Origin of the sequence: Streptomyces sp. NPDC060184 (assembly GCF_042728795.1) — a bacterium.
Taxonomy (GTDB): Bacteria; Actinomycetota; Actinomycetes; order Streptomycetales; family Streptomycetaceae; genus Streptomyces.
In genome coordinates, this window is record NZ_JBHWYX010000062.1 from 1 (window position 1) to 24610 (window position 24610).

Annotated in this window: 25 protein-coding genes; 19 read left to right on the top strand and 6 right to left on the bottom strand. The window is 72.4% G+C overall.

Going from position 1 to position 24610, the window contains the following annotated elements:
* The first annotated feature begins 113 nt into the window (after positions 1 to 113).
* From ACFWEE_RS29725 to ACFWEE_RS29760, 8 genes are all read left to right on the top strand, one after another.
* Positions 114 to 758: an HAD family hydrolase gene (locus tag ACFWEE_RS29725; RefSeq protein WP_386893790.1), complete on the top strand. Its 645-nt coding sequence runs from the start codon at positions 114 to 116 to the stop codon at positions 756 to 758.
* A gap of 41 nt (positions 759 to 799) precedes the next feature.
* Positions 800 to 2020, top strand: coding sequence for an MFS transporter (locus tag ACFWEE_RS29730; protein WP_386893792.1), 1221 nt, complete (start codon positions 800 to 802; stop codon positions 2018 to 2020).
* Positions 1989 to 3161, top strand: coding sequence for an acetoin utilization protein AcuC (locus ACFWEE_RS29735; RefSeq protein WP_386893794.1), 1173 nt, complete (start codon positions 1989 to 1991; stop codon positions 3159 to 3161). Before ACFWEE_RS29730 ends, ACFWEE_RS29735 begins: the two co-directional genes overlap by 32 nt.
* 127 nt (positions 3162 to 3288) lie before the next feature.
* The gene (locus ACFWEE_RS29740) at positions 3289 to 4104 is read left to right on the top strand and encodes a phosphatase (RefSeq protein WP_386893796.1); all 816 of its coding nucleotides are present in this window, start codon (positions 3289 to 3291) and stop codon (positions 4102 to 4104) included.
* A gap of 128 nt (positions 4105 to 4232) precedes the next feature.
* Entirely contained in the window at positions 4233 to 4445 is a 213-nt protein-coding gene (locus ACFWEE_RS29745) for a helix-turn-helix domain-containing protein (RefSeq protein ID WP_014046653.1), read from the top strand.
* Positions 4446 to 4555: 110 nt separating this feature from the next.
* Positions 4556 to 4654, top strand: coding sequence for a 30S ribosomal protein bS22 (locus tag ACFWEE_RS29750; protein ID WP_003948845.1), 99 nt, complete (start codon positions 4556 to 4558; stop codon positions 4652 to 4654).
* Positions 4655 to 4906: 252 nt separating this feature from the next.
* A complete protein-coding gene (locus ACFWEE_RS29755) occupies positions 4907 to 6013 on the top strand; it encodes an NAD-dependent epimerase/dehydratase family protein (RefSeq protein ID WP_386893798.1) in 1107 nt (368 codons plus the stop codon).
* Between the two features lie 15 nt (positions 6014 to 6028).
* A complete protein-coding gene (locus ACFWEE_RS29760) occupies positions 6029 to 7147 on the top strand; it encodes a lysophospholipid acyltransferase family protein (protein WP_386893800.1) in 1119 nt (372 codons plus the stop codon).
* 134 nt (positions 7148 to 7281) lie between these two features.
* Here ACFWEE_RS29760 and ACFWEE_RS29765 read toward each other — a convergent pair whose 3' ends face one another.
* The 3 genes from ACFWEE_RS29765 to ACFWEE_RS29775 form a co-directional block, all read right to left on the bottom strand.
* Entirely contained in the window at positions 7282 to 8514 is a 1233-nt protein-coding gene (locus ACFWEE_RS29765; RefSeq protein WP_386893802.1) for a DUF5667 domain-containing protein, read from the bottom strand.
* Positions 8515 to 8764: 250 nt separating this feature from the next.
* Entirely contained in the window at positions 8765 to 9583 is an 819-nt protein-coding gene (locus ACFWEE_RS29770) for an ECF subfamily RNA polymerase sigma factor, BldN family (RefSeq protein WP_386893804.1), read from the bottom strand.
* A gap of 680 nt (positions 9584 to 10263) precedes the next feature.
* Positions 10264 to 11208, bottom strand: coding sequence for an HAD family hydrolase (locus ACFWEE_RS29775; RefSeq protein WP_386893806.1), 945 nt, complete (start codon positions 11206 to 11208; stop codon positions 10264 to 10266).
* Between the two features lie 234 nt (positions 11209 to 11442).
* Here ACFWEE_RS29775 and ACFWEE_RS29780 point away from each other — a divergent pair, with 234 nt between their 5' ends.
* The 7 genes from ACFWEE_RS29780 to ACFWEE_RS29810 all read left to right on the top strand — a co-directional run bounded on the left by ACFWEE_RS29780 (position 11443) and on the right by ACFWEE_RS29810 (position 19272).
* Positions 11443 to 11718, top strand: a complete 276-nt coding sequence (locus ACFWEE_RS29780; protein ID WP_386893808.1) for a glutaredoxin family protein — start codon at positions 11443 to 11445, stop codon at positions 11716 to 11718.
* A 318-nt stretch (positions 11719 to 12036) separates the two neighbouring features.
* Entirely contained in the window at positions 12037 to 12804 is a 768-nt protein-coding gene (locus ACFWEE_RS29785) for a redox-sensing transcriptional repressor Rex (RefSeq protein WP_327177233.1), read from the top strand.
* A complete protein-coding gene (locus ACFWEE_RS29790) occupies positions 12801 to 14315 on the top strand; it encodes a glutamyl-tRNA reductase (protein WP_386893811.1) in 1515 nt (504 codons plus the stop codon). The genes ACFWEE_RS29785 and ACFWEE_RS29790 overlap by 4 nt, the downstream gene beginning before the upstream one ends.
* Positions 14312 to 15298: a hydroxymethylbilane synthase gene (hemC, locus tag ACFWEE_RS29795; protein ID WP_386893813.1), complete on the top strand. Its 987-nt coding sequence runs from the start codon at positions 14312 to 14314 to the stop codon at positions 15296 to 15298. Before ACFWEE_RS29790 ends, hemC begins: the two co-directional genes overlap by 4 nt.
* On the top strand, positions 15295 to 16965 hold the full coding sequence (locus ACFWEE_RS29800; RefSeq protein WP_386893815.1) for a uroporphyrinogen-III synthase: 1671 nt from the start codon (positions 15295 to 15297) through the stop codon (positions 16963 to 16965). The genes hemC and ACFWEE_RS29800 overlap by 4 nt, the downstream gene beginning before the upstream one ends.
* 148 nt (positions 16966 to 17113) lie before the next feature.
* Positions 17114 to 18118: a porphobilinogen synthase gene (gene hemB, locus ACFWEE_RS29805; protein WP_386893817.1), complete on the top strand. Its 1005-nt coding sequence runs from the start codon at positions 17114 to 17116 to the stop codon at positions 18116 to 18118.
* A gap of 182 nt (positions 18119 to 18300) precedes the next feature.
* Positions 18301 to 19272 carry an SDR family NAD(P)-dependent oxidoreductase gene (locus tag ACFWEE_RS29810; RefSeq protein ID WP_386893819.1) on the top strand — a complete coding sequence of 324 codons (972 nt, stop codon included), beginning with the start codon at positions 18301 to 18303 and terminating at the stop codon, positions 19270 to 19272.
* Positions 19273 to 19345: 73 nt separating this feature from the next.
* On the opposite strand, the gene ACFWEE_RS29815 is transcribed toward ACFWEE_RS29810, so the two are convergent.
* Positions 19346 to 19876, bottom strand: a complete 531-nt coding sequence (locus ACFWEE_RS29815) for a HEAT repeat domain-containing protein (protein WP_386893821.1) — start codon at positions 19874 to 19876, stop codon at positions 19346 to 19348.
* 263 nt (positions 19877 to 20139) lie between these two features.
* Positions 20140 to 21015: a DUF4253 domain-containing protein gene (locus ACFWEE_RS29820; RefSeq protein ID WP_386893823.1), complete on the bottom strand. Its 876-nt coding sequence runs from the start codon at positions 21013 to 21015 to the stop codon at positions 20140 to 20142.
* Between the two features lie 175 nt (positions 21016 to 21190).
* Between ACFWEE_RS29820 and ACFWEE_RS29825 the strand changes: the two genes are divergently transcribed.
* The gene (locus ACFWEE_RS29825; RefSeq protein ID WP_386893825.1) at positions 21191 to 21691 is read left to right on the top strand and encodes a hypothetical protein; all 501 of its coding nucleotides are present in this window, start codon (positions 21191 to 21193) and stop codon (positions 21689 to 21691) included.
* Between the two features lie 23 nt (positions 21692 to 21714).
* Here ACFWEE_RS29825 and ACFWEE_RS29830 read toward each other — a convergent pair whose 3' ends face one another.
* Positions 21715 to 22260, bottom strand: coding sequence for a hypothetical protein (locus ACFWEE_RS29830; RefSeq protein ID WP_386893827.1), 546 nt, complete (start codon positions 22258 to 22260; stop codon positions 21715 to 21717).
* A gap of 233 nt (positions 22261 to 22493) precedes the next feature.
* Between ACFWEE_RS29830 and ACFWEE_RS29835 the strand changes: the two genes are divergently transcribed.
* From ACFWEE_RS29835 to ACFWEE_RS29845, 3 genes are all read left to right on the top strand, one after another.
* On the top strand, positions 22494 to 23111 hold the full coding sequence (locus ACFWEE_RS29835) for a TetR/AcrR family transcriptional regulator (RefSeq protein WP_386893829.1): 618 nt from the start codon (positions 22494 to 22496) through the stop codon (positions 23109 to 23111).
* A gap of 102 nt (positions 23112 to 23213) precedes the next feature.
* Entirely contained in the window at positions 23214 to 23852 is a 639-nt protein-coding gene (locus ACFWEE_RS29840) for a DUF4865 family protein (protein ID WP_386893831.1), read from the top strand.
* A 145-nt stretch (positions 23853 to 23997) separates the two neighbouring features.
* On the top strand, positions 23998 to 24579 hold the full coding sequence (locus ACFWEE_RS29845; protein ID WP_386893833.1) for a dihydrofolate reductase family protein: 582 nt from the start codon (positions 23998 to 24000) through the stop codon (positions 24577 to 24579).
* Positions 24580 to 24610 lie beyond the last annotated feature (31 nt).

The window sequence follows — 24610 nt, forward strand, 5'->3', positions numbered from 1 at the left end:
ACTGCAGGGGGGACCCTGTGGGAGAGTAGGACGCCGCCGAACAATTTTTCCGGGAGACCCCCGTGCCTTGTGGCACGGGGGTTTTCTGCGTTCTGAGCGTCTAGGCTCGAACCATGCGCTACGAACTGGTCATCTTCGACAACGACGGCGTGCTCGTCGACAGCGAGCCGATCTCCAACACGATCCTCGCCGCGTACCTGACCGAGCTCGGTCACCCCACGACGTACGAGGATTCCCTCCGCGACTACATGGGGTCCGCCGTGCACCGGGTGCACGATCTGGTCCTGGAGCGGACGGGCGGGAAATTGCCCGACGACTTCGAGACGACGCTCAACGCCAGGCTGTTCGCGGCCTTCCAGGAAGAACTCGTCGTCGTCCCCGGAGTCGAGGACGTGCTGGGTGCGCTCGTCGCTGACGGGGTGGACTACTGCGTCGCCTCCTCCAGCAGCCACGAGCGGATTCGGGTCAGCCTCCACAAGACCGGGCTGGACCAGTGGTTCGAGGAGGAGTGGATTTACAGCGCGGAGGACGTCGGCCGCGGCAAGCCGGCGCCCGACCTGTTCCTCCACGCGGCACGCTCGATGGGCGTCTCCCCCGAGCGGTGCGTCGTGATCGAGGACAGCCCGCTCGGCGTCGAAGCGGCCAGGGCGGCGGGCATGGACGTCTACGGATTCACCTCGATGATGCCCGCGGACCGGCTCACCGGAGTGACCGGGCACTTCTCCGACATGGCCCAACTCCCTGGATTGCTCGCCTGATCCGTCTACCCACGGGTAGATCCTGGCCCTACGCTCCCGCCATGACAGAAGCGCGGTTGCGGTACGGCAGGGGTTCGTTGGCGTTCAGCTTCTTCGTGCAAGGGGTGACCTTCGCACTGCTGGTGACGCGTATCCCCGCCATCCAGGACCAGTACGGGATATCCGACGGGCTGCTGCCCGTCTTCCTGGCCGCCGTGCCGATCCTCGCCGGGGTCGGCAGCGTGGTCACCGAGAAGGTGGTCGCGCGGGTGCGGCCCGGGACCGTCCTGCGCTGGGCGCAGCCCCTGGTCATGCTGGCCCTGCTCGGGGTCGGTGCGGGCGACGCGGTGTGGCACGTGGCCGTCGCGCTCGCTCTCTTCGGGCTCTCCGTGGGGGCGCTCGACGCCTCCATGAACATGATGGGCGTGAGCCTCCAGCGGGCCTACGGCCGCAGCATCATGCTCGGCTTCCACGCGGTGTTCAGCCTCGGCGGGATCGTCGGGGCCTCGCTCTCCTGGGCCGGGGCGCACTGGGACCTCTCGCTCCTCGTCTCGTACCTCCCGGCTGTCGTCGTCCTGCTGCCGGCCGCGCTGATCGGCAGCCGGTGGTACGCGCAGGGCCTTGCCGCGGGGACGGGAGACACGGGGACGGGAGAGACGGAGAAGGACGGGGCCGCGGGGGTCTCCGTGCCGTTCCGGCTGCTGCTGCCGCTCTGCCTGGTGATGTGCTTCGCGTACATAGGTGACTCGACGGTCTCCAACTGGAGTGCCAAGTACCTCCAGGACGTGCTGGGGAGTTCGGAGCAGCTGTCGACGGTCCCGTACAACGTCTACATGGTGACGACGCTGCTGGGTCGGGCCGTCGGAGACTTCGGGGTGCGGCGGGCCGGGGCGGCGGCCGTGGTGCGGGCGGGTTCGGTGGTGGCGGCCGTCGGGTTCGGGGTGGTGGCGGTGGCGCCGGACCCGTGGACCGGGATGGCGGGGTTCACCCTGCTGGGGTTCGGGCTCTGTGTGATCGTGCCGCAGACCTTCGCGGCGGCGGGGCGGCTGTTCCCCGGCGCGAGCGATGTCGCGGTCGCCCGGCTGAACATCTTCAACTACGTCGGTTTCCTGGTCGGTTCGCCGCTCGTGGGGGCGCTCGGCGACGCGTGGAACTACCGCGGGGCGATGGTGGTTCCGATGGTCCTGGTGCTGGTGACGCTCGTGTACGCCCGGTCGTTCGGCGGGGGCGGGGCCCGATACGGTGGCGGGCATGAGCGGGCGCGCACGGTTGATGTGGGATGACGCGGTAACGGGATACGACTTCGGGCACAGCCATCCGATGGACCCGGTCCGTCTGGCCCTGACGATGGGGCTGGTGCGGGCGTTCGGACTGGACGGGGCCGTGGACGTGCGGTCGGCCAGGGCCGCGGGGGACTCCACGCTGCGGCTCGTGCACCGGGCGGACTACGTGGCGGCGGTACGGGCCGCCTCGGCGGATCCCGCCGGCGCCGACCGGAACTACGGGCTCGGGACCATCGACGACCCCGCCTTCGCGGGGATGCACGAGGTCTCCGCGCTCATCGCCGGGCTCTCCGTGGGGGCCGCCGAGGCCGTGTGGCGGGGGGAGACCGCGCACGCGGTCAACTTCACCGGCGGGCTGCACCACGCGATGCCGGGGGCCGCCGCAGGGTTCTGCGTCTACAACGACCCGGCGCTCGCCATCGCCCGGCTGCTGGAGCTCGGCGCCGAGCGCGTCGCCTACGTGGACGTGGACGTGCACCACGGCGACGGGGTCCAGGCGGCGTTCTGGGACGACCCCCGGGTGCTGACGGTGTCGCTGCACGAGCACCCGCGCACCCTCTTCCCGCACAGCGGCTTCCCGCAGGAGACCGGTGGCGCGGCCGGTGAGGGCGGGGCGGTCAACGTGGCGCTGCCCGCAGGGACGGGCGACGCGGGGTGGCTGCGGGCCTTCCATGCCGTGGTGCCGGAGCTGATCGAGGACTTCCGGCCCCAGGTGCTGGTGAGCCAGCACGGGACGGACACCCACTTCGAGGACCCCCTTGCCCACCTGGCGGTCACGCTGGACGCCCAGCGGGCCGTCATGGAGGCCTGCCACGAACTCGCGCACGCGCACGCCGAGGACGGGCGCTGGGTGGCGCTGGGCGGCGGCGGGTACGCCGTCGTCGACGTGGTGCCGCGCTCCTGGACCCACCTGGTGGGGATCGCCGCGCACCGGCCGGTGGATCCGGAGTCGGTGATCCCGGCGTCCTGGCGGGAGGAGGTCCACGCGCGCACCGGGCAGCCGGGGCCGGAGCGGATGACGGACGGCCGCACCCCCCGCTGGCAGCCCTGGGAGTCCGGTTACGACCCGGTGGACCGGCTGGACCAGGCGGTGCTGGCGACACGTCGTGCCGCGTACCCGCTGCGTGGCCTGCTCGCCTGAACAGGGCCGTACCGCACCGTAGGTGACGGTGTGTCGGAAACGGGATGCGGTCCGGGTGTTACGCCAACGGTGCGGCGGTCGCGGGGTTTTGGCACGCGCCCGGGGCCGGTACGGCAGCATGGCGCGGGTGTTGAGCACCGGGGCGCTGCGCGCCCATCTGCTGGCGGCCCGCTTGGCGGGGCCCGTCGCCACCTCGCGCGAGAACAGTCTGCGCAGCTATCGGCTGTTCGCGGCCCAGGATCCCCGGGTGACCCTGGGCGTCCGCCCCGAGGGGGTCTGGGGCGAGCGGGAGGTGCTGGGGCTGATGGCCGAGCGGTGCGGGGTCTCGGGCGATCCTCGGCAGGTGTCGGGGGCCGACACCATCGATCCGGAGCGCACTCTCGCCGGGCTGGACGCGTTCGCCGAGCGGCTCGCCGAGGTGGCCGCGCGGCGGGGTTCCGTCCTGTTCGGCACGGGGCACCCGGAGCGTCTGACCGGGTTCTACGCCGGGCTGGCAGACGCTCTGTCGGCGGCCGGCTGTAGGGTCCTCACCCCCGCACGGGGCCGCAGTGTCGACATAACGACTCGATTCGGCGTACGTCCGCACCGGCTCGATTACGTACGCGGCGTCGCGTTCGTGCGGGAACCCGGCGCGTGCGGCGGACCCGGCGGACCCGGGGCGCACACCCACTCCCCGCTGCCCGTGCGAGCCGCCCTGGAGAGCGCGGCACAGGATGCGGGCGGGCTGCCGGACCTGGTGATCGGCGACCACGGATGGGCCTGCGGCGCAGGTCAGCTGGGTATCGAGGCGATGGGGCCGGCCGACGTGAACGACCCGGCGCTCTTCGTCGGCGAGGCGGAGGGCCGGGTCTCGGTCGCCGTACCCGTGGACGACGCCGTGGCGGCGGAGCACTACCTCCCGCTGACGCGCTATGTGCTCAATCGGGCCCGTCTGTCACAGTAGGCGCCCGATCGCCTCACCTCTTCCCCACTCGCATCACCCGCCCCTAATCTGGGCAGTGAGCGCACAACGACGAAGAGTCACCGGAGGGGAAGCCGGTGCGCGTCGCCTGCGGAAGGTACAGGTGGGTCATGGCTGCTGGCAGCGAGAGACCTCTGAACGAGGTCAAGTTTCTGACCGTGGCGGAAGTCGCCTCGGTCATGAGAGTGTCGAAGATGACCGTGTACCGCTTGGTGCACAGCGGTCATCTGCCGGCGATCCGGGTGGGCAGGTCGTTCCGGGTGCCCGAGCAAGCGGTTCACGAGTACCTCCGCGAATCCTTTGTGGGGGTCGAGTCCGCCTGACGTCTTTCCCTCGGATTACGTCCCTCACCAAGTGGCGGGTAGGCTAGGCCGACGTAGGTCGTGTGGGCCCAGACGCCCCGCACCAGGATGAGAAGTGAGCGAGGGTAGTCGTGGGCTCTGTTATCAAGAAGCGGCGCAAGCGGATGGCCAAGAAGAAGCACCGCAAGCTGCTCAAGCGCACGCGCGTTCAGCGTCGCAACAAGAAGTAAGCGAACGCAGTTCGTGCCTCCGCAGCCCCTCCGCCGTCATGGCGGAGGGGCTGCGGTCTTTTCCGGCCCGGTTTCCGCCGGGGGCCGGACGGTGCGGCTTTTCCGGTGCCGTTTCCGGTCCCGGGCGCGACGAGTTCGTCAAACCCCGCTCCGGGGAACCCGCAGGGAAACATCCACCCGCTACGGTGACCGGCAGAGGACGGCCCTTTTCCGCGGGCGTCCCGCCTCACGGACCGACGGAAGGCGCTGATCTTGGGGAAGGTCGTGCTCGTCACAGGAGCGGCCCGGCAGCTGGGAGGCCGCTTCGTGCGGCGCGTCCAGCGCGAGCCCGGTGTGGACCGGGTGATCGCCGTCGACGCCACGGAGCCCGAGCACCGCCTCGGCGACGCGGTGTTCGTACGCGCCGACATCCGGCAGCCCGCCATCGCGCGGGTGCTCGCGGAACACTCCGTGGACACGGTGGTCCACCTGAACGTCTCCGGCAAGGCGCTCGGCGCGACCGGCCGGACGGTGATCAAGGAAACCAACGTCATCGGCACCATGCAGCTGCTCGGTGCCTGCCAGAAGTCGCCCACCGTCCAGCGCCTGGTGGTGAAGTCCAGCACCAGCGTCTACGGCTCCGCCCCGCGCGACCCGGCCGTCTTCACCGAGACGACCCCGCCGAAGTCGCTGGCGAGCGGAGGCTTCGCCAAGGACGCGGTCGAGGTCGAGGGGTACGTACGCGGCTTCGCCCGGCGCCGCCCGGACGTCGCGGTCTGCGTGCTGCGCTTCGCCAACATCCTCGGCCCGATGCCGGACTCGCCGCTCGCGGACTACCTCGCGCTGCCCGTGCTGCCGACCGTCCTCGGGTACGACCCCCGGCTCCAGTTCGTCCACGAGGACGACGTCGTCGACGTCCTGGGCATCGCGGCGGGCGAACCCCGGCGCGGAACCCTCAACAGCGGCACCTTCAACATCGCGGGCGACGGGGTGCTGCTGCTCTCGCAGTGCGCGCGGCGCCTCGGGCGGCCGACGGTCCCGGTGCTGCTGCCGGCCGTCACCTGGGTCGGCTCGGCGCTCCGCGCGGTCGGCATGACGGACTTCTCGCCGGAGCAGATCCGGCTGCTCACCCACGGCAGGGTGGTCTCCACCACGCAGATGTACGAGACGCTGGGCTTCCGCCCCCGCTTCACCACGGCGGAGACCTTCGCGGAGTACGCCCGCAGCCGCGGCCCCGGGCTGCTGCCGCCGGAGACGGTGGGCCGCGCGGTCGACCGCCTCGCGGCGCTGCCGCTCGCGGGCCCGGCACGCCGGAGCCGGCCGGCCGTCCCGACGGCGGCCCGGACGACGCAGACGCAGACGACGCACGGCGCCAGGTAGAGGAGCGCATCGACGATGGCGGACGCCAAGGTCATTCCGTTCGACGACGACCGGTCCCGGTCCCCGGGCGCGGGCGGGTCACGCTCCGCGCGCCGCCGTACCGGCTCCGGCGCCCCCTCGGCCTCCGGGCGCATCGAGGGGACCGCGGCGCCCGTGAGCGCCCTGCCGGGCGCCCAGGTGCCCGGACAGGGGCGCGCGGGCACCGAGCAGCCCCAGGACGCGCACCGCCCCGAGGAGGGGACGGCGGGGGCGGCGGCGCAGGAGGAGCGGGAGACGCGCGGGAGCACGGCGCGCGGCGACTGGGACCGTCGGATCGCGGGCGGACTGGCCTTCCTGCGGCGGCGGGTGACCGGTGATTACGAGGTGGACGAGTTCGGCTACGACGAGGAGCTGACCGACCAGGTCCTGATGTCGCTGCTGCGGCCCCTCGCGGACAAGTACTTCCGCGTCGAGGTGAAGGGGATCGAGAACATCCCGGCCGACGGCGGAGCGCTCGTCGTCGCCAACCACTCCGGGACCCTGCCGCTCGACGGGCTGATGCTCCAGGTCGCCGTGCACGACCACCACCCGGCCGAACGCCACCTGCGGCTGCTCGCCGCCGACCTCGTCTTCCGGCTGCCGGTCGTCAACGAACTCGCCCGGAAGGCCGGGCACACCCTGGCCTGCGCGGAGGACGCCCAGCGGCTCCTGGAACTCGGCGAGATCGTCGGGGTGATGCCGGAGGGCTTCAAGGGACTCGGCAAACCCTTCGGCGACCGGTACAAGCTCCAGCGCTTCGGCCGGGGCGGGTTCGTCTCCACCGCGCTGCGCGCCGGGGTCCCGATCGTGCCGTGCTCGATCGTCGGCGCCGAGGAGATCTACCCCATGCTCGGGAACGCGAAGACCGTCGCCCGGCTGCTGGGCTTCCCTTACTTCCCGGTCACCCCGACCTTCCCCTGGCTCGGCCCGCTCGGCATGGTGCCGCTGCCGACGAAGTGGACCATCCAGTTCGGCGAGCCCATCCCGACCGACGGCTACCCGCCGGAGGCGGCGGAGGACCCGATGCTGATGTTCAACCTCACCGACCAGGTGCGCGAGCAGATCCAGCACACCCTCTACAAGCTGCTGGTGCAGCGCCGCTCGGTGTTCTTCTGAGCCGCTGCCTCTGAGCCGCTGTTCTCGTGAGCCGCTGTTCTCGTGGGCCGTACCCGGGTGTGACCGCACACAGCCCGAAGGGGCGGGCGTCCGGTGTCGATCCGGATGCCCGCCCCGTACGCCGGACGGCGGCGCTACCCGTCCGCGTCCTCCGCGCTGATGCCCAGGCCGGGGAGGAGGCCGGGCAGCAGCGGCGGAAGGGTGACGTCCGGCGTGATGGAGCTGTCGGGACCCGCCGATCCGGCGGAGCCGTCCGAGCTCGACGGCGTACCGGCGTCGTCCGTGGGCAGGCCGTCCAGCAGGCCGCTCGTGCCGCCGCCGAGAAGGCCCTCCGACGACTCCGGCGACGCCGAACCCGAGGGCGCGGGGGAGCCGTCCTCGGCCGAGGACGCGGAGGAGGGTGCCGACGAGGGCGCGGTGGAGGGAGCGGTCCGCGAGGAGCCTCCGTCACGCCGGGGCACCCCGGACCGCTCCGAGGCGCCGCCGACGCTCTTGTCCGACGTGCGCGGCAGCAGCGACTCCAGCGGCGCGACCTCTTCGTCTATGGCCGCCAGCACCGAGCTCACCTTGTTCCCGACGTCGGCGAGCTGGACGGGCAGCCTGTCCCGCAGACTGCTCCAGGTGTCGCGGTGCGAACGGGAGAACGAGTCCAGGGTCTGGATGGGCCCGAGGGTGCCCTCGCGTTCGTACGCGGCGTGGAGCAGCCGGTGTCCCTCGGAGGCGTCGTGCGACATCCCGCTGAGGGCGCGCCGGATCTCGCCCAGCGACTCGTGGTCGAGGTGGCCGGAACGCCCGCGCTCCATCAGGCGGCGCGCCTCGCTGAGCCGGGTCGAGGCCTGGTCGAGGAAGGCCTCGCCGCGGTCGGTGTCGCTGTCGGCCATGGAGCGCTGGATGTCCTCCATGCCCCGCTTGAGGCCGTACAGCGAGTCACCGGGGAGGGCGTCGGAGCTGGCGGCGGCCACGCCGCCGAACGCGCCCGCCGCGACACCCACGGTCAGCCCGCCGGCGGTGAGGCCCTTCGCCCAGCGGGAGCGGGGGCGGAGCTTGCGGAGCGGGGAGGCCCGGTGGGCTCCCCTGGGGCGCTGCTCGGGCAGCGTAGGGCCCGTGGACGCACCGGCGTCGGCGACCTCGGCAAACATCGCCTCCATGGCGGCGACGAGCTGGGCTCGCTGCACCACTTTGACTTCGGGATCGAACTGCGGCGACGGCAGTTCACCGAGGCCGTTCGCCAGGGCCAACAGTGCTCCGTGGTCGGCCTGTTCGGCCGGTTCCTCGGGCTGTACGGCCGCCGCACCCTGGGGGGACTGTTCCTCCAGGGCCTGGGCGAAGGCGTTCGCCCGCCGGTGTGCCGAAACGTTTGCGATCACTGGCGGCACCTCCTCTCGTCATGACGGTCGACTCCCCTGAGGGTCCGGAAGGTTGTACACCCGGAGTTGATGCCACTCGATGGAGTGAGTGACGCCGGTCGAGGTGTAGCTACAGGGGGCCTGCATCCGGCACAACGAGCGGCGCGGCACTTGGGTTACGGACGAAAGATGATCGGACCAGTGCGTCATGCACGTGACAGGCCGGACGGCGGAACCGCCCCCTGCCGGGGCCGGTCGGCGGCGGGCCGCGTCAGCGGGCGTCGTCCGGCAGGAGGCGGGCGAGCGTGCGCACGGCCCGGTACTGGAGGGTCTTGATCGCGCCCTCGTTCTTGCCCATCACGCGCGCCGTCTCGGCGACCGAGAGCCCCTGCAGGAACCGGAGCGTGACGCACTCCTGCTGCTGCGGGTTGAGGCGCCGCACGGCTTGGAGCAGGGCGGCGTTGGAGAGGGACTCCAGCACGGAGTCCTCGGGGGACCGCTCGACCTCGTTGGCGTCGAGCATCTCGCCGGTGGTCACCTCCAGCCGGAAGCGGCTGGACTTGAAGTGGTCGGCGACGAGGTTGCGCGCGATGGTGACCAGCCAGGCGCCGAAGTCGCGGCCCTGCCAGGTGAAGGTGGAGATGCGGCGCAGCGCGCGGAGGAAGGTCTCGCTGGTGAGGTCCTCCGCCGTGGCCTTGCCGCCCACGCGGTAGTAGATGTACCGGTACACGGTGTCGCTGTACTGGTCGTAGAGGCGGCCGAAGGCGTCGGCCTCACCGGCCTGTGCGCGCTCGACGAGGTCCATCATGCGCGCGCTGTCGCTGTCGGCGGTCGGGCGGCGCACGGTGGAGGCCGACGCGGATGCCGCCGACGGCGAGGCGGAGGACGAGGCCGAGGCGGCACGGTTGCCGCGTCTTCCGACCACCGCACCGCGTTCCGCCAGGGCATAGCAAGGACCGGCAGGTGCGGGTGCAGAGGTGGCGAGCGCGGGTACGGCGTACGCGGTGGGGACGAAGCCGCGCAAGCGGTCGAGGACCGTTGCACGCAGCGTAGCCAGGCCCGAGGCGTCAACCCCGACGTGTGGGTACACGGGACTCCCAGAGGCAGAGCTTCCATCACGAGCAGTTCGAAAGCCGTCACCTTTTGTAGGGGGTGGCGGGCTCCATCATGCGTTTGAGGAGAATAACGCTTCGTACAGGCGGCACTACACCGAGTTGCTAAAATCACCGGTTGCGTCAGTTCTCATACCGCTCGGTGACTATTGCGATCGCGGATGGTGACCGGTTATTGATCGAATTGCTTCGCGATCTGTCCCTGCGCGGTACCGGTTGTGGTCGGTCACCGTCCGCCGGGCCGTCGCGGGCCGGGCGGCGCGGGGGCTCTGGCGACTTCCCGCCCGGAGCCGCGCTCCCGGGCGGTCCCGGGCGTGGCCCTGCCCGGTCGCGTCCGCGTCGAGGGGGAGTGCGGGGCGCACAAGGGCGCGCGGGCGGAGTGTTCGGAGGGGGCCGCCCAGGCGCACAGATGTCCGCCCCGAGGGCTGTTCCCGATCGCCGCCCACGGAGGTGCGCGCGGGCGTCGCGCTTCTGTACGGACGCGGGCACGAGAACGCCGAGGGGCGTCCCCCCCGGCACGGACGCGCGGGCACGCGAACGCCCGCGCGCACCGGGCGTTCGGCGGGCGAACGGCGGGCGGGCACGGGCGGTGCGGTCGGCCGGGACGGCCGGGCCGGGCGGACCCGCCCGCGGCGGCGGGTCCGTCAGCGGCGGTGGGTCAGCGGCGGCGGCGGTGCAGGGCGACGGCGGCGACCGTGCCGCCGGCCAGCGCGCCGACCCCGGCGGCGGCCGGAAGCGCGACCTGGGCGGCCTTGCGGCCGGTGCGGTAGTCGCGCAGCCGCCAGTCGTGGGCGCGGGCGTGCTTGCGGAGCTTGGCGTCGGGGTTGATGGCGTAGGGGTGGCCGACCAGCGAGAGCATCGGGATGTCGTTGTGCGAGTCGCTGTACGCGGCGCAGCGCCGCAGGTCCAGGCCCTCGCCCGCCGCCAGGGCGCGGACCGCCTCGGCCTTCGCGGGGCCGTGCAGCGGTTCGCCGACCAGGCGGCCGGTGTAGACGCCGTCGACGGACTCGGCGACCGTGCCGAGCGCGCCGGTGAGGCCGAGCCGGCGGGCGATGATCGTGGCGGTCTCCACCGGGGCGGCGGTGACCAGCCAGACCTTCTGGCCCGCGTCGAGGTGGGCTTGGGCGAGGGCGCGGGTGCCGGGCCAGATGCGGTCGGCCATGTACTCGTCGTAGATCTCCTCGCCGATGGACATCAGCTCGGAGACGCGGTGTCCCTTGACGATGGAGAGCGCGCTGTCGCGGGCGTCCTGCATGTGTTCCGGGTCTTCCACGCCGGCCAGCCGGAACCACGCCTGCTGCCAGGCGAACCGGGTCAGTTCGCGGCGCTGGAAGAACTTCCGCTTGTAGAGGCCCCGCCCGAAGTGGAAGAGCGCGGCGCCCTGCATCACGGTGTTGTCGAGGTCGAAGAAGGCGGCGGCGCGGTCGTCGCCCGCCACCGGGAATGCCGGTTCCTCGGGCGCGCCCCGGTCCGTTTCGAGGAGGGTGTCGCCGTCCCCGTCCAGCGTCGCCTTGCGGGCGGCCTCGGCCGCCGCCTCACCCGCCAGCACGCTCCGTGCGGTCGCGGGGCGCCTGCGAGGTGTGAGCCATCCAAGAGAGGCCATGCGGCGAGCATAACCACTTCGCCAGGGACTTCTTGTCCTGTCGGGTTCCGTGGACGTGAACTCTCCGGGGCCCGGCCGTGACGCACAGGTGCGGGGCGGGGCGTCCGGCCGCGCCGCGCCGCTCGGCGCCCGCGCCGCGGGGGCGTTCGCGCGCCGCCGGGCCCGTGCCCCGGCGGTGCGGAAAACGGTGCGCGGTGGTGTCGTCGCGGGGCGCGGCGGGCGGAGAATGGGGGCATGAGTGCCCTGCTGCGTCGTACGAAGAAGAAGCCCTCCGACCGGGTCGTCACGCTCCTCGGGAAGCCCGGCTGTCACCTCTGCGAGGACGCCAGGGCGGTGGTGGACGCGGTGTGCGCGGAGACGGGCGCGGCGCTGGAGGAGAAGGACATCACGCGGGACGAGGCGTTGTACGCGCGGTACTGGGAGCAGATCCCGGTGGTGCTGATCGACGGGGAGCAGCACACCTTCTGGCGCGTCGACCCGAAGCGCCTGCGTACGGCACTGGGTGCCTGATCGCTGCGCCGATCGGCCGCCGACGCGGCACTGGGTGCCTGAGTCAACGATTTTCGCGTACCATCATGGGCGTTTTGAGTGGTCTCGGGGGCTTGGTCATGAGGAGTGTGTTCGGTTTTGCCCCCTTCGAACCCGCAACGGGTTGATGCGATCCGTGGTTCCGGGATCGGGCGGCGAATTCGCGTGACCCCGGTCACTTTGACCGGACAAAACGGACACAATCTTTGTGCACGTGTTCACAAAGACATAGCCTGCATTCGACGGGGCGGTCTTGGGACATACGGCCGCCTACAGCCCCGCTCATCCCGCAGGAGCACCGTGGCAACTGGCCGAACTCACCGACCGGCGACCCGAAGCCGAGGAATTCCCGAGGCCACTGTCGCCCGACTCCCCCTGTATCTGCGCGCACTCACCGCGCTGTCCGAGCGTTCCGTTCCGACGGTCTCCTCCGAGGAACTCGCCACGGCCGCGGGGGTCAATTCCGCGAAGCTCCGCAAGGACTTCAGCTACCTGGGGTCCTACGGCACCCGGGGCGTCGGGTACGACGTCGAGTACCTCGTCTACCAGATCTCCCGCGAGCTCGGTCTCACCCAGGACTGGCCGGTCGCCATCGTCGGCATCGGAAACCTCGGCGCCGCCCTCGCCAACTACGGCGGGTTCGCCTCCCGCGGCTTCCGGGTCGCCGCGCTGATCGACGCCGACCCCGCGATGGCCGGTACGCCGGTCGCCGGGATTCCCGTCCAGCACACCGACGACATGGACCGCATCCTCACCGACAACGGTGTGTCCATCGGCGTGATCACCACCCCGCCCGGCGCCGCCCAGCAGGTCTGCGACCGCCTCGTGGCGGCCGGTGTCACCTCGATCCTCAACTTCGCGCCGACCGTCCTCTCCGTTCCCGAGGGCGTCGACGTGCGCAAGGTCGACCTCTCCATCGAGCTCCAGATCCTCGCGTTCCACGAGCAGCGCAAGGCCGGCGAGGACGGCACCGCCGACGAGGCCGACGAGGCCGCGCCGCCGATGCGTGCGACCCCCGTGAACCGGAAGGGACCCGACGGGGACATGCCCGCCGTGATGCCGGCATGAGCCTTCTCGTCGTCGGACTGAGTCACCGCAGCGCCCCCGTCTCCGTACTGGAGCGGGCCTCGCTCGCCCAGGACGCCCAGGTCAAGCTGTTGCAGGACACCCTCGCCGCGGAACCCGCGGCCGAGGCCACCGTGCTGGCCACCTGCAACCGCATCGAGCTCTACGCCGACGTGGACAAGTTCCACGCGGGCGTCGCCGAACTGTCGACGCTGCTCGCGCGGCACAGCCAGGTCGGGCTGGACGAGCTCACCCCCCATCTCTACGTGCACTACGAGGACCGCGCCGTCCACCACCTGCTGTCGGTGGCCTGCGGGCTGGACTCGATGGTCGTGGGCGAGGGCCAGATCCTCGGCCAGATCAAGGACGCGCTCGCCCTGGGGCAGGAGCTCCACACGGCGGGCCGGCTGCTGAACGACCTGTTCCAGCAGGCCCTGCGGGTCGGCAAGCGCGCCCACAGCGAGACCGGGATCGACCGCGCCGGACAGTCGCTGGTCACCTTCGGCCTGGAGCAGCTCGCCGCCGGTCAGGACGTCGACGCCTGGGCCCGGGGCAAGCGCGCCCTGGTCATCGGGGCCGGTTCGATGTCCTCGCTGGCCGCCGCGACCCTGGCCCGTACCGGCGTCGGCGAGATCGTCGTCGCCAACCGGACCCGGGCCCGTGCCGACCGCCTGGTGGAGATCCTCGGCCAGGCGACGGGGCCCGGACTGCGCGCCCGCGCGGTGGAGATGGCCGCCGTCGGCGAGGAACTGACACGTGCCGACATCGTGGTGTCCTGTACCGGTTCGACCGGACTGGTGCTGACCGCCGAGGCGATCGCCAGGGCCGTCGGCGCGGAGTACGAGGCCGTGACCGCGACGGCTCCGAAGGCCGCGGCCGGTACGCCCGTGGACGCGCTGGACCAGCACGCCGCCTGGGTGGAGAACGGCTCCGAGGACGGCTCCCCGGCCCCGTACGGCACCCCCGCCGCGCCGCGCCGCGTCACCGTCCCCGCGCAGAACAAGGGACCCGTGCGGCTCGCGGTCCTCGACCTCGCGATGCCGCGGGACGTGGACGGCGCCGCGCACCGCATCGACGGCGTGCGCCTCGTCGACATCGAATCGCTCGCCGAGGCGTCCGCGGACGCCCCGATGGCCGCCGACGTCGACCGGGTGCGGGGCATCGTCTCCGACGAGGTGGCCGCCTTCGGCGCCGCCCAGCGCGCCGCGCACATCACCCCGACCGTCGTCGCCCTGCGCACGATGGCCGCCGACGTGGTGGCCGGCGAGATCGCCCGGCTCGACGGACGGCTGCCCGACCTCGACGAGAAGCAGCGCGCGGAGATCACGCAGACCGTGCGCCGTGTCGTCGACAAGCTCCTGCACGCGCCGACCGTGCGGGTCAAGCAGCTGGCGAGCGAGCCCGGCGGCGCCGGGTACGCGGACGCGCTGCGAGAACTCTTCGACCTCGACCCGCAGACGGTGGCCGCCGTCTCCCGGGCAGACCTGAACGACCCGAATAGAGGGCGGTCATGACCGACAGCTCACCCCAGGGTGGGGCCAACAACACGCCGCTGCGGCTCGGCACCCGGCGCAGCAAACTCGCCATGGCCCAGTCGGGCCTGGTCGCCGAGGCGGTCGGCGAGGTGACCGGGCGCGCCGTCGAGCTCGTCGAGATCACCACGTACGGCGACGTCTCGCGCGAGGACCTGGCGCAGATCGGCGGCACCGGCGTGTTCGTCGCCGCGCTGCGCGAGGCGCTGCTGCGGGGCGAGGTGGACTTCGCGGTCCACAGCCTCAAGGACCTGCCGACCGCGCAGCCCGAGGGCCTGGTGCTGGCCGCCGTGCCGCTCCGCGAGGACCCGCGCGACGTGCTGGTGGCACGCGACGGGCTGACCTTCGAGGAGCTGCCGGCCGGTGCCCGTGTCGGTACCGGTTCGCCGCGCCGCATGGCCCAGCTGAACGCGTACGCCAGGTCGCACGGCCTCTCCATAACGACCGTGCCGATCCGCGGCAACGTGGATACGCGCATCGGATTTGTACGGAACGGGGAGCTGGACGCGGTGGTTCTCGCCGCGGCCGGTCTCAGCCGTCTCGGCCGGACGGACGAGGTGACCGACTTCCTGTCGCCGGACACCGTCCTGCCCGCTCCCGGTCAGGGAGCACTGGCGATCGAGTGCGCGGCAACGAGCACCGATCTCGCCGCCGCGCTCGCGGAGCTCGACGACCCGTACACCCGGGTCGCGGTCACCGCCGAGCGTTCCCTGCTCGCCGCCCTGGAGGCCGGCTGCTCCGCACCCGTGGGTGCGCTGGCCGACCTCCTGGTCGACGGTCAGGCTGTCAACGAACTGCGCCTGCGCGGTGTCGTCGGTTCCGTCGACGGTTCCTCGCTGGTGCAGCTGTCCACCACCGGTCCCGTTCCCACGTCGCAGGACGACGCGGCGGCCCTCGGACGCGAACTCGCGTCGGAGATGCTCGCCAAGGGTGCGGCCGGTCTTATGGGGGAGCGAGCACTTTGAGCCCCACCGGCCCCGCCGTGTCCGACTTTCCGCTGCTGTCCGCGCAGGGACACGTCACTTTCCTCGGCGCCGGTCCCGGCGACCCGGGTCTGCTGACGCTGCGCGCCGTCGAGGCGCTCGCGAGCGCCGACGTTCTTGTCGCAGAGCCCGAGGTGCTCGACGTCGTGCGCACACATGCGCGGGCAGGCGTGAGCACCCCTGAGCTGACCGTTGTTGACATCACGTCAACAGCCGCCGGTGTGCCTGTACTCAGGGACGCCGCCAATATTGTCATGGAGGCCGCGAAGGGCGGCAGGCGGGTCGTCCGTGCTGTCGCGGGCGACCCGGGCCTGGACGGTGGCGCGGGGGCGGAGATGCTCGCGTGCGCCGCCGCCGGGGTGCCGTTCGAGGTCGTCCCGGGTGTCGCCAACGCCGTCGGCGTGCCCGCGTACGCCGGTGTGCCGCTGCGCGACGCGCAGGGTACGGACGTGCGGTTCGTGGACGCCCGTACCGCGACCGACCGCTGCTGGAGCGAGGTCGGCGCGAGCGACGCGACCGCCGTCGTCTCGACCACGCTGGACTCCGTCGCGGCGGCGGCGGGCGAGCTCGTCTCGGCGGGCCGCAAGCCCGACACCCCGCTGACCGTCACCGTCGCGGGCACCACCACCCGCCAGCGGACGTGGACGGCGACGCTGGGCACCATCGCGCAGCTCTTCAAGCAGACGAAGGTGCTCCCGTCGCCGGACGGGCACCAGCCGGTCATAGCCGTGGTCGGGGACCGCACCTCCACCGCCCAGCGCGACCAGCTCGCCTGGTTCGAGTCCAAGCAGCTCTTCGGCTGGAAGGTACTCGTCCCGCGGACGAAGGAGCAGGCCGCTTCCCTCTCCGACCAGCTGCGTTCCTACGGCGCCGTGCCGCACGAGGTGCCGACGATCGCCGTCGAGCCGCCGCGTACGCCGCAGCAGATGGAGCGCGCGGTCAAGGGCCTGGTCACCGGCCGGTACGAGTGGATCGCGTTCACCTCGGTGAACGCCGTGAAGGCCGTACGGGAGAAGTTCGAGGAGTACGGGCTCGACGCCCGCGCCTTCGCCGGGATCAAGGTCGCGGCCGTCGGCGAGCAGACCGCCGCCGCCCTGGTCGACTTCGGTGTGAAGCCGGACCTGGTGCCGTCGGGCGAGCAGTCCGCCGCGGGGCTCCTGGAGGACTGGCCGCCGTACGACCCGGTCTTCGACCCGATCGACCGCGTCTTCCTGCCGCGCGCCGACATCGCCACCGAGACCCTGGTGGCGGGCCTGATCGACCTGGGCTGGGAGGTCGACGACGTGACCGCGTACCGGACGGTCCGCGCCTCGCCGCCCCCGGCGGACACCCGGGAGGCGATCAAGGGCGGCGGCTTCGACGCGGTGCTCTTCACCTCGTCCTCGACCGTCCGCAACCTGGTCGGCATCGCGGGCAAGCCGCACAACGTGACGGTCATCGCCTGCATCGGCCCGGCCACCGCGAAGACCGCCGAGGAGCACGGCCTGCGGGTCGACGTCCTCGCGCCGGAACCCTCGGTGCACAAGCTGGCGGAGGCGCTGGCGGAGTTCGGCGCGCGGCGCCGGGACGCGGCCAAGGAGGCCGGCGACCCGGTGACCCGCCCGAGCGAGCGGCGCCCCGGCGCGCGACGCAGGCGTACGACGACCTGACCGGTCGGCGTGGGCGTACGGGCCCGGCGGCTCCCCTCGGGGGCTGCCGGGCCTTTCGCGTGGCCGGTGCGCGGGGCCTGCCGGGAGCCCGGTTTTACCGGCGGGGGTGTCGGCAAGTGACCGATGTGGGCGGGTCTATGGTCAAAGGATGACTGCGTACGGAAACTTCCCCGGCTCCCGCCCCCGGCGGCTGCGGACGACCCCGACGATGCGACGGATGGTCGCCGAGACCCGCCTCCACCCCGCCAACCTGATCCTGCCCGCGTTCGTCCGCGAGGGCATCGACGCGCCGGTCGAGATCTCGGCGATGCCGGGCGTGCGGCAGCACACCCTGGACAGCCTGCGGAAGGCCGCCGTGGACGCGGTGGAGGCCGGGGTCTCCGGGATCATGCTCTTCGGCGTGCCGGCCGACGAGAAGAAGGACGCCCGGGGCACGGCGGGGACGGACCCGGACGGCATCCTCCAGCAGGGCCTGCGCGCGGTGCGCGCGGAGGTCGGCGACGACCTCGTCGTGATGTCGGACCTCTGCCTGGACGAGTACACCGACCACGGCCACTGCGGTGTGCTGACCGAGGACGGCCGCGTCGACAACGACGCCACCCTGGAGCGGTACGCCGAGATGGCCCAGGTCCAGGCCGACGCGGGCGCCCACACGGTCGGCCCGAGCGGCATGATGGACGGCCAGATCGGCGTGATCCGGGACGCCCTGGACCAGACCGGGTACGAGGACGTGTCGATCCTCGCCTACACCGCGAAGTACTCCTCCGCCTTCTACGGCCCGTTCCGCGAGGCCGTCGGCTCCTCGCTCCGGGGCGACCGCAAGACGTACCAGCAGGACCCGGCGAACATCCGCGAGTCCCTGCGCGAGCTGGCGCTCGACCTGGAGGAGGGCGCCGACATGGTGATGGTCAAGCCGGCCGGACCCTACCTCGACATCCTCGCCAAGGTCGCCGACTCCGTGAACGTGCCGGTCGCGGCGTACCAGATCAGCGGCGAGTACGCGATGATCGAGGCCGCCGCGGAGAAGGGCTGGATCGACCGGGACGCGGCGATCCTGGAGAGCCTGACGGGCATCCGGCGCGCGGGCGCGTCGATGATCCTGACGTACTGGGCGACGGAGGTCGCGCAGCGGCTGGGCGGGCGTTCGGCGTAGAACCCGGAGTCCCGGGGGCCGAGTCCGGGGGCGGAGGTGTGGCCGTGCGGACACCTCCGCGGCTGCCGCCGCACCGGCTCCGACCTCCGGGCGAGTGAGGTCCCGGTCGGATACGCGCCGTTCGTCGCGGGTTGACGGCCGGGCTTGACCTGGAGCGCGCTCCAACTCGTAGCGTCCTTTACATGACCACCAGCGAACAGCAGCCGCTCGGCTCGCCCTTCTCCGCCGCCAGCACCGCCGAGGACGTCCTGGCCGGGACCGACCTCTCCGGGAAGACCGCCGTCGTGACCGGGGGCTACTCCGGGCTCGGCCTGGAGACCACCCGGGCCCTGGCAGCAGCGGGGGCCCGGGTGATCGTCCCCGCCCGCCGACCCGAAGCCGCCGATGCCGCCCTCGCCGACGTGAAGGGGCACGAGGTCGTCCCCATGGACCTGGCGGACCTCGACAGCGTGCGGGAGGCCGCCAGGCACATCAGCGCGTCCGTCACCCGGCTCGACCTCCTGATGGGGGTGGCCGGTGTCATGGCCACCCCGGAAAGGCGGGTCGGGCCCGGCTGGGAGAGCCAGCTGGCCGCCAACCACTTCGGGCACTTCACCCTCGCCTGCGAGCTCTACCCGCTCCTGGCCGGGGCCGGTGGCGCGCGGGTCGTCCTCTTCAGTTCCGCCGGGCACACCCTGAGCGACGTCCGCCGGGACGACCCGCACTTCCGCACCGGCTACGACAAGTGGCTGGCCTACGGCCAGTCCAAGACCGCCAACGCCCTGTGCGCGGTGCACCTCGACACCCTCGGGCGCAAGGACGGTGTCCGGGCGTTCGCCGTCCACCCGGGCAAGATCATCACAGGGCTGCAGCGGGAGATGGATCTTCAGGAGCAGATCGCCCTCGGATGGGTGGACGAGCACGGCGACGTCGTCGACGCCACTTTCAAGTCCCCGTCCCAGGGCGCCGCCACCGGCCTGTGGGCCGCCACCTCTCCGCTCCTCGACGGGCGCGGCGGGCTCTACCTCGAAGACTGCGAGGTCGCGCACGTCTCGGCCCCGGACGACGCCATGGACGCCGGCGGGGTCCGCGGGTACGCCGTCGATCCGGATGCCGCCGCACGGCTGTGGGAGCTGTCGCTCGCGGCGACCGGCGCCGCCCCGGTCGGCCGCTGACGCTCCTGGGCCGTGACCGTGCCGCACGGTTCCGCCGCGGACGGGGCGAGGGCCGACGCGTGCGGGGCCGCCCTCAGTCGGCCGCTCGCTGCTCCCACCCCGTGAGGATGCGGGCGGCCTCGTGGCCGAGGTGGGCGTCCTCGGAGAGCCGGCGGAGCACCTCGGCCCGGCCCTCGCTCGGACCGGCCTCACTGAGGGCGGCCAGGGCGTTGTCCCGGACGAGCGGGTCGGGGTCGCCCAGCACGGCGACGGCCAGGGCCGCGTGGACGACGGAGTCGTCGGCGTAGGAGCCCAGCGCCATCACCGCGTACTGACGGACCAGGTCCTCGTCCGGGTGTTCGACCGCCGACACCAGGACGGCGCCCGCGAGACGCCAGGTCTCCGGGTCGGACGGGGGCCACAGCCGCAGCGCCTTCGTCGCCTCCAGGCGCGCGAGGTCGTACGCCTCGTAGTCGGCGACGACCTCGATGAGGAACGACAGGATGCCCGGGTGGTCCGGCTCGGTGGAGAGCATGCCGCCGAGGTCGTAGACGATTTCGCGCCTGCGGTCGCTCTCCTGGGGCAGCGTCCCGTACTCCGTGATCAGCTTTTCCGTCCGGTTCATGGGATATGCGTTTCCCCGGACGCCAAGTTCCACGCATCCGGCCAGTTTCCGGGCCGACGGGGCCGTGAGGCGTGCGGTCCGGAGGCGCGACGGGGCCCTGAGGGGCCCACGGGTGGGACGCGGTCCGGCTTCTCCCCTCGTGGAAGCCGGACCGCGCGTTCGGGGTGGCCGGTCTCAGGCCGGTCGGTCCCGGGCCGTTCGGGATTGCCGCTCGGACCGGGTGGCCGGAGCGTGCGGTCGGACCGGGTGGCCGGGGCGGGCGGTCAGTCCCACCAGAAGGTCCAGCAGTCGCGGTTCAGCAGGTGCTTCTCGGCGTAGGCGTCGAGGTTGTACGGCGGGTTCTGGTTGATGTTGTCCGGGCAGAAGGCGTAGTGCTCGGCCGCGACCGCCCGGGCCTCGGCGAGGGTGGCCGGCGGGCGGCCGACCGACACGGTCAGGGTGTCGAAGCCGAGCATGACGATCCGGATGTCGAACCGGTCCTCCCAGGAGCGGAGCACCGCGCAGAGGCGGGCGACGTCGTTCTCGTGGTTGACCGGGCCCGACCAGCCGATGGCGGCGGGGATGTCCGCGCTGCGCCGGGCGGGCACGAGGGCGGGACGCAGGCCGGTGCCGTCCTCTTCGAGGTAGGCACTGCCGATGACGTCCGCGAGTTCGGCGGCCAGCCGGTCGGGATCACCGATGCCGACGGCGGGGACGGGGGCGAGTCCGGGCCACTCGGGGGCGTCGGACCCGGCCGGGGCGCCGGCCGCGCCGTCGGCCCTCGCTATGGAGTCGGACCCGGGCGTGCCGTCGGACTCGGCGCCTCCGTCTCCGAGTTCGTCCTCGGCGTACGGCTCCCAGTAGCTCAGGAGCACTTCCTCGGCGTCGTGGTCACCCGGGTACGAGGCGCGCTCGGGGGCGAGATCCCAGGCGCTCGGCGGCTCCTGGCGCGGGCCCTCGTCGATCAGCACGGGCAGCAGTCCGACCGGCCGTCCGGTGGCGCGCAGGGCCGCGAAGTCACCTGGGGCCGCCGCCGTGTTCCCGTACCAGAACAGGGGTTCGTGCCAGGGGCCGTCGACGGTGGCGTCCACGAGGGAACCGGACGGCAGATCCAGCCCGTGGGAGGCCAGGGACGGAAGAGGATTCGGAAGCGTCGCCATGCCGCAGACACTAAGGGGAGCCACTGACAACGCCCCCCGGCGGCGCCCGTTGACCGTGTCGCTGACAGTGGTCCAGAACGGCCTGAAGTGCTCGAACACGCCTTTCTCCGACTCTGGTTCGCGCGAGAATCCCTCTGCGGGGCATCCGTGGAGCCTTCGCCGCCGAAGAGGAGACATGGCCCCTCAACCGAAACAACCCGAGCGCCCCGAGCAGCCGCAGCGGTCCCAGAGGTCCGGGCGTCCGCTGAGGTCAGGACCGGCCCAGCAGGGCGACCAGAGACGCGGGAACGAGCGGAGCAGCCCCGGCGGCCGGCCCGACCCGGGCAGCCAGCCCACCCAGTCCGGCAAGCCCACCCAGTCCGGCAAGCCCACCCAGTCCGGTCAGTCCGGTCAGCCCAACCGGGGCAAGCGGACGAAGACTTCGCGTCTCCCGGACGGGCGGCTGCTCATCGCGGACATCGATCTGGAGCTCCCTCCGGGCCGTAGCCCGCTTCAACGGGCCCTGCGTACAGCTGACATCAACCTCCCGCCCGCGCGGTCCAGGGCGGGCGCCCGGGCGCCCGCGGGCGGGCCCGCCGATGAGTCGGTGGCTGCGGCGGCCCCCGCGAACGGAGTCGCCACGGTGGAAGTCGCCACGGGGGATGCAGCTGCGGGGGATGACGCCGCGGAGGGGTGAACGGCGTGGCCGGCGCGCCCCGTTCAGTCCGCCTTCGGGGTCGTCGCGTACGTGAACGGGCCGACGACGCCCGCGCTGTGATGGGCCGCCGCTTCGAGCGCGGCGGTGAGCCGCTGACGTGGACTCAGGTCGAGCGATGCGGTGGCGTGCAGCGCGCCGAGGGCGATCTCGTCCCCGCAGCCGACCGCCGCGTACTGGTCCGCGGGCTCGCCGACCTGGTAGTCGGAGTGGATGGTGTAGAGCCGTCCGGCTATGCCGACGAGGAACGTACCGGCCTGCTCCTGCTCCGACTCCTTGCGCGCCCAGCCGCCGTCCTTGAGGCAGGAGCGCAGGGAGTCGATGAACTTGGTGACCATGAACCGGTCCAGGTCGCCGCTCGGGTGGGGCACCTCGAACGCGTACCGCAGGAGCTGTCCCATGCGGAACGACGAGGTGAACCCCATGACGTAGGGGCCGTTGCGGAACACCTTGATGTCCCGGCGCACGGTGATCGAGAGCCCGGCGACTCCTGCCGAGTCGCCGCCGAGGTGGACACGGTTCTTGTGGACGAGCCCGACGATCGCGGTCATGCGGAGGCAACCTCACAAGGGTGCGGCAGGGCGGGTGTGCGGATGTCAGGAGAGGCTTCCCGGGGCGGATCGCCGCGAATCGCCCTGAGGCGGGGCGAGTTCGGGGCGTGGCTCCGGCCGGTCGGCGGGGCCGGCCGGTCGGCGGGCTCGTGCGGTCGGCGGGATCCGGGGCATCGGCGGGTCCTGCGTGGTGCAGTGGTTTCTGTACCTACTGGTATGTACACTCCTGCCTCATGAGCACTGCCAGGGGTACATCCCCGAGTACCGCGGAACGCCTCGTCGAGAGCACCCGGGAACTGCTCTGGGAACGCGGCTACGCCGCCACCAGCCCCAAGGCAATCCAGCAGCGGGCCGGGGCCGGGCAGGGCAGCATGTACCACCACTTCACCGGCAAGCCCGATCTGGCGCTCGCCGCCATCCTCCGTACCGCCGAGGAGATGCGGGCCAAGGCCGAGGCGCAGTTCTCGGCTCCCGGTACGGCCGTCGGGCGGATCACCTCGTACCTGCTGCGCGAGCGGGCGGTGCTCAAGGGCTGCCCGATCGGGGGGCTCACCCAGGACCCGGACCTGATGGCCGACCCCGTCCTGCGGGCGCCCGTCGAGGAAACCCTCGGCTGGCTGCGCGGACGCCTCGCCGGGATCGTGGCCGAGGGGCGGGCGAGCGGTGAACTGAACGCCGCGCTGGACCCGCACGCCACCGCGGCGACGATCGTGGCCGTGCTGCAGGGCGGCTATGTGCTGGCCCGCGCCGCCGACTCCGTGGACCCGTTCGACCAGGCGGTCGCCGGGGTGCTGGGCCTGCTGGCCGCGCACACCACGACCGCCGCCACCGGGGAGACCGCCGTCAGGTAGTGCCGGACCGCCGTCGGGCAGGCCCTGACCGCCTACAGGTAGCGCCGGTGGAGAGACCACAGCCGAAGAGCCGGCGACCGCACCGAGAGAGGCAGCACCTTCATGTACGCCAAGCAGTACGAGATCACTCTGCCCGCCGACTACGACATGGGGATCATCCGCAAGCGGGTGGCCGTGGGCGGACCCACCATGGACGACCGCGCCGGACTGGGCCTGAAGGCGTTCGTGATCCGCGAGCGCGGGGTGGACGGTTCGCCGGTCAACGCGTACGCGCCCTTCTACCTGTGGAACGACACGGGTGCGATGGCCCGGTTCCTCGTCGGCGGGGGCGGGTTCCAGAACATCGTCCGCGACTTCGGGCGCCCCGCTGCGTACCACTGGACGGGCATCGCCTGCCACGCCGGTCCGGCCCGTGAGGCGACCGTCCGGGCCGCCTCACGCCGCCTCACCGCGATCCCCGCCGACCCGGACGCCGACCCCGATGCCGAGCCCGGCCGTGAGGCCGACGGCCTCGGCCTGGCCGCGCTCATCGAGCGGGAGGCCGAGGAGCTTCGTGCGCTCGCCCACGGCGAAGGCGTGCACACCGCCGCCCTCGCCGTCGACCCGCACTCCTGGCAGCTGGTGCGGTTCGTGCTGTGGGCGGACGCCGTGGCACCGGACGAGGACGCCACCGAGCGCTACGAGGTCCTGCACCTCTCCGCTCCCGGCCTGGCCGACCTGCCGGAGGGGCGTACCTGGTAGTCGGCGGGAGGGCCGACGGCGGCGACATGCCGGGCGGGGTACGGATCACGGGGCGGGCGGCCTCGCGCGCGTAACGTCTCGGGCCACCCGAACCCGGTGCGCGGCCACCCGTGGCGCGTACCCCACCCGACCCGCGAGGCCGTCGATGCGCAAGCTCATCCTCTCCATCTCCGTCTCCCTCGACGGCTTCTTCGAGGGCCCGGACCACGACATCGACTGGCACTTCGTGGACGAGGAGTTGCACCAGCACTTCAACGACGAGCTGGGGAGGATGGGCGCGTTCATCCACGGGCGGGTGACGTACGAGCTGATGGCCGAGTTCTGGCCCACGGCGGACGCCGACCCGGCGAACGCGGGGACGGTGGCCGAATTCGCCACCATCTGGCGGGACATGCCGAAGTACGTCTACTCCCGCACCCTCACCGAGGCCGGCTGGGGCTCCACGATCGTGCGCGAGGTCGACCCCGACGCGATCCGCGCGCTGAAGGCGGAACCGGGCGGGGACCTGGTGGTCGGCGGGCCGATGCTGGCGGACGCGTTCCGGCGGCACGGGCTCATCGACGAGTACCGGATCTACGTCCACCCGGTCCTGCTCGGGCGCGGAACCCCGCTCTTCCGCGACACCGACACCCGTACGAACCTGAGCCTCGTGGAGACCCGGCGCTTCGGCAGCGGCGTGGTGCTGCTGCGGTACGAGGCGGGGAGCGGGAGCGGGAACGGCAGCTGAGCGGGGCACTGGGCAGCCTTGCCGGCGACCT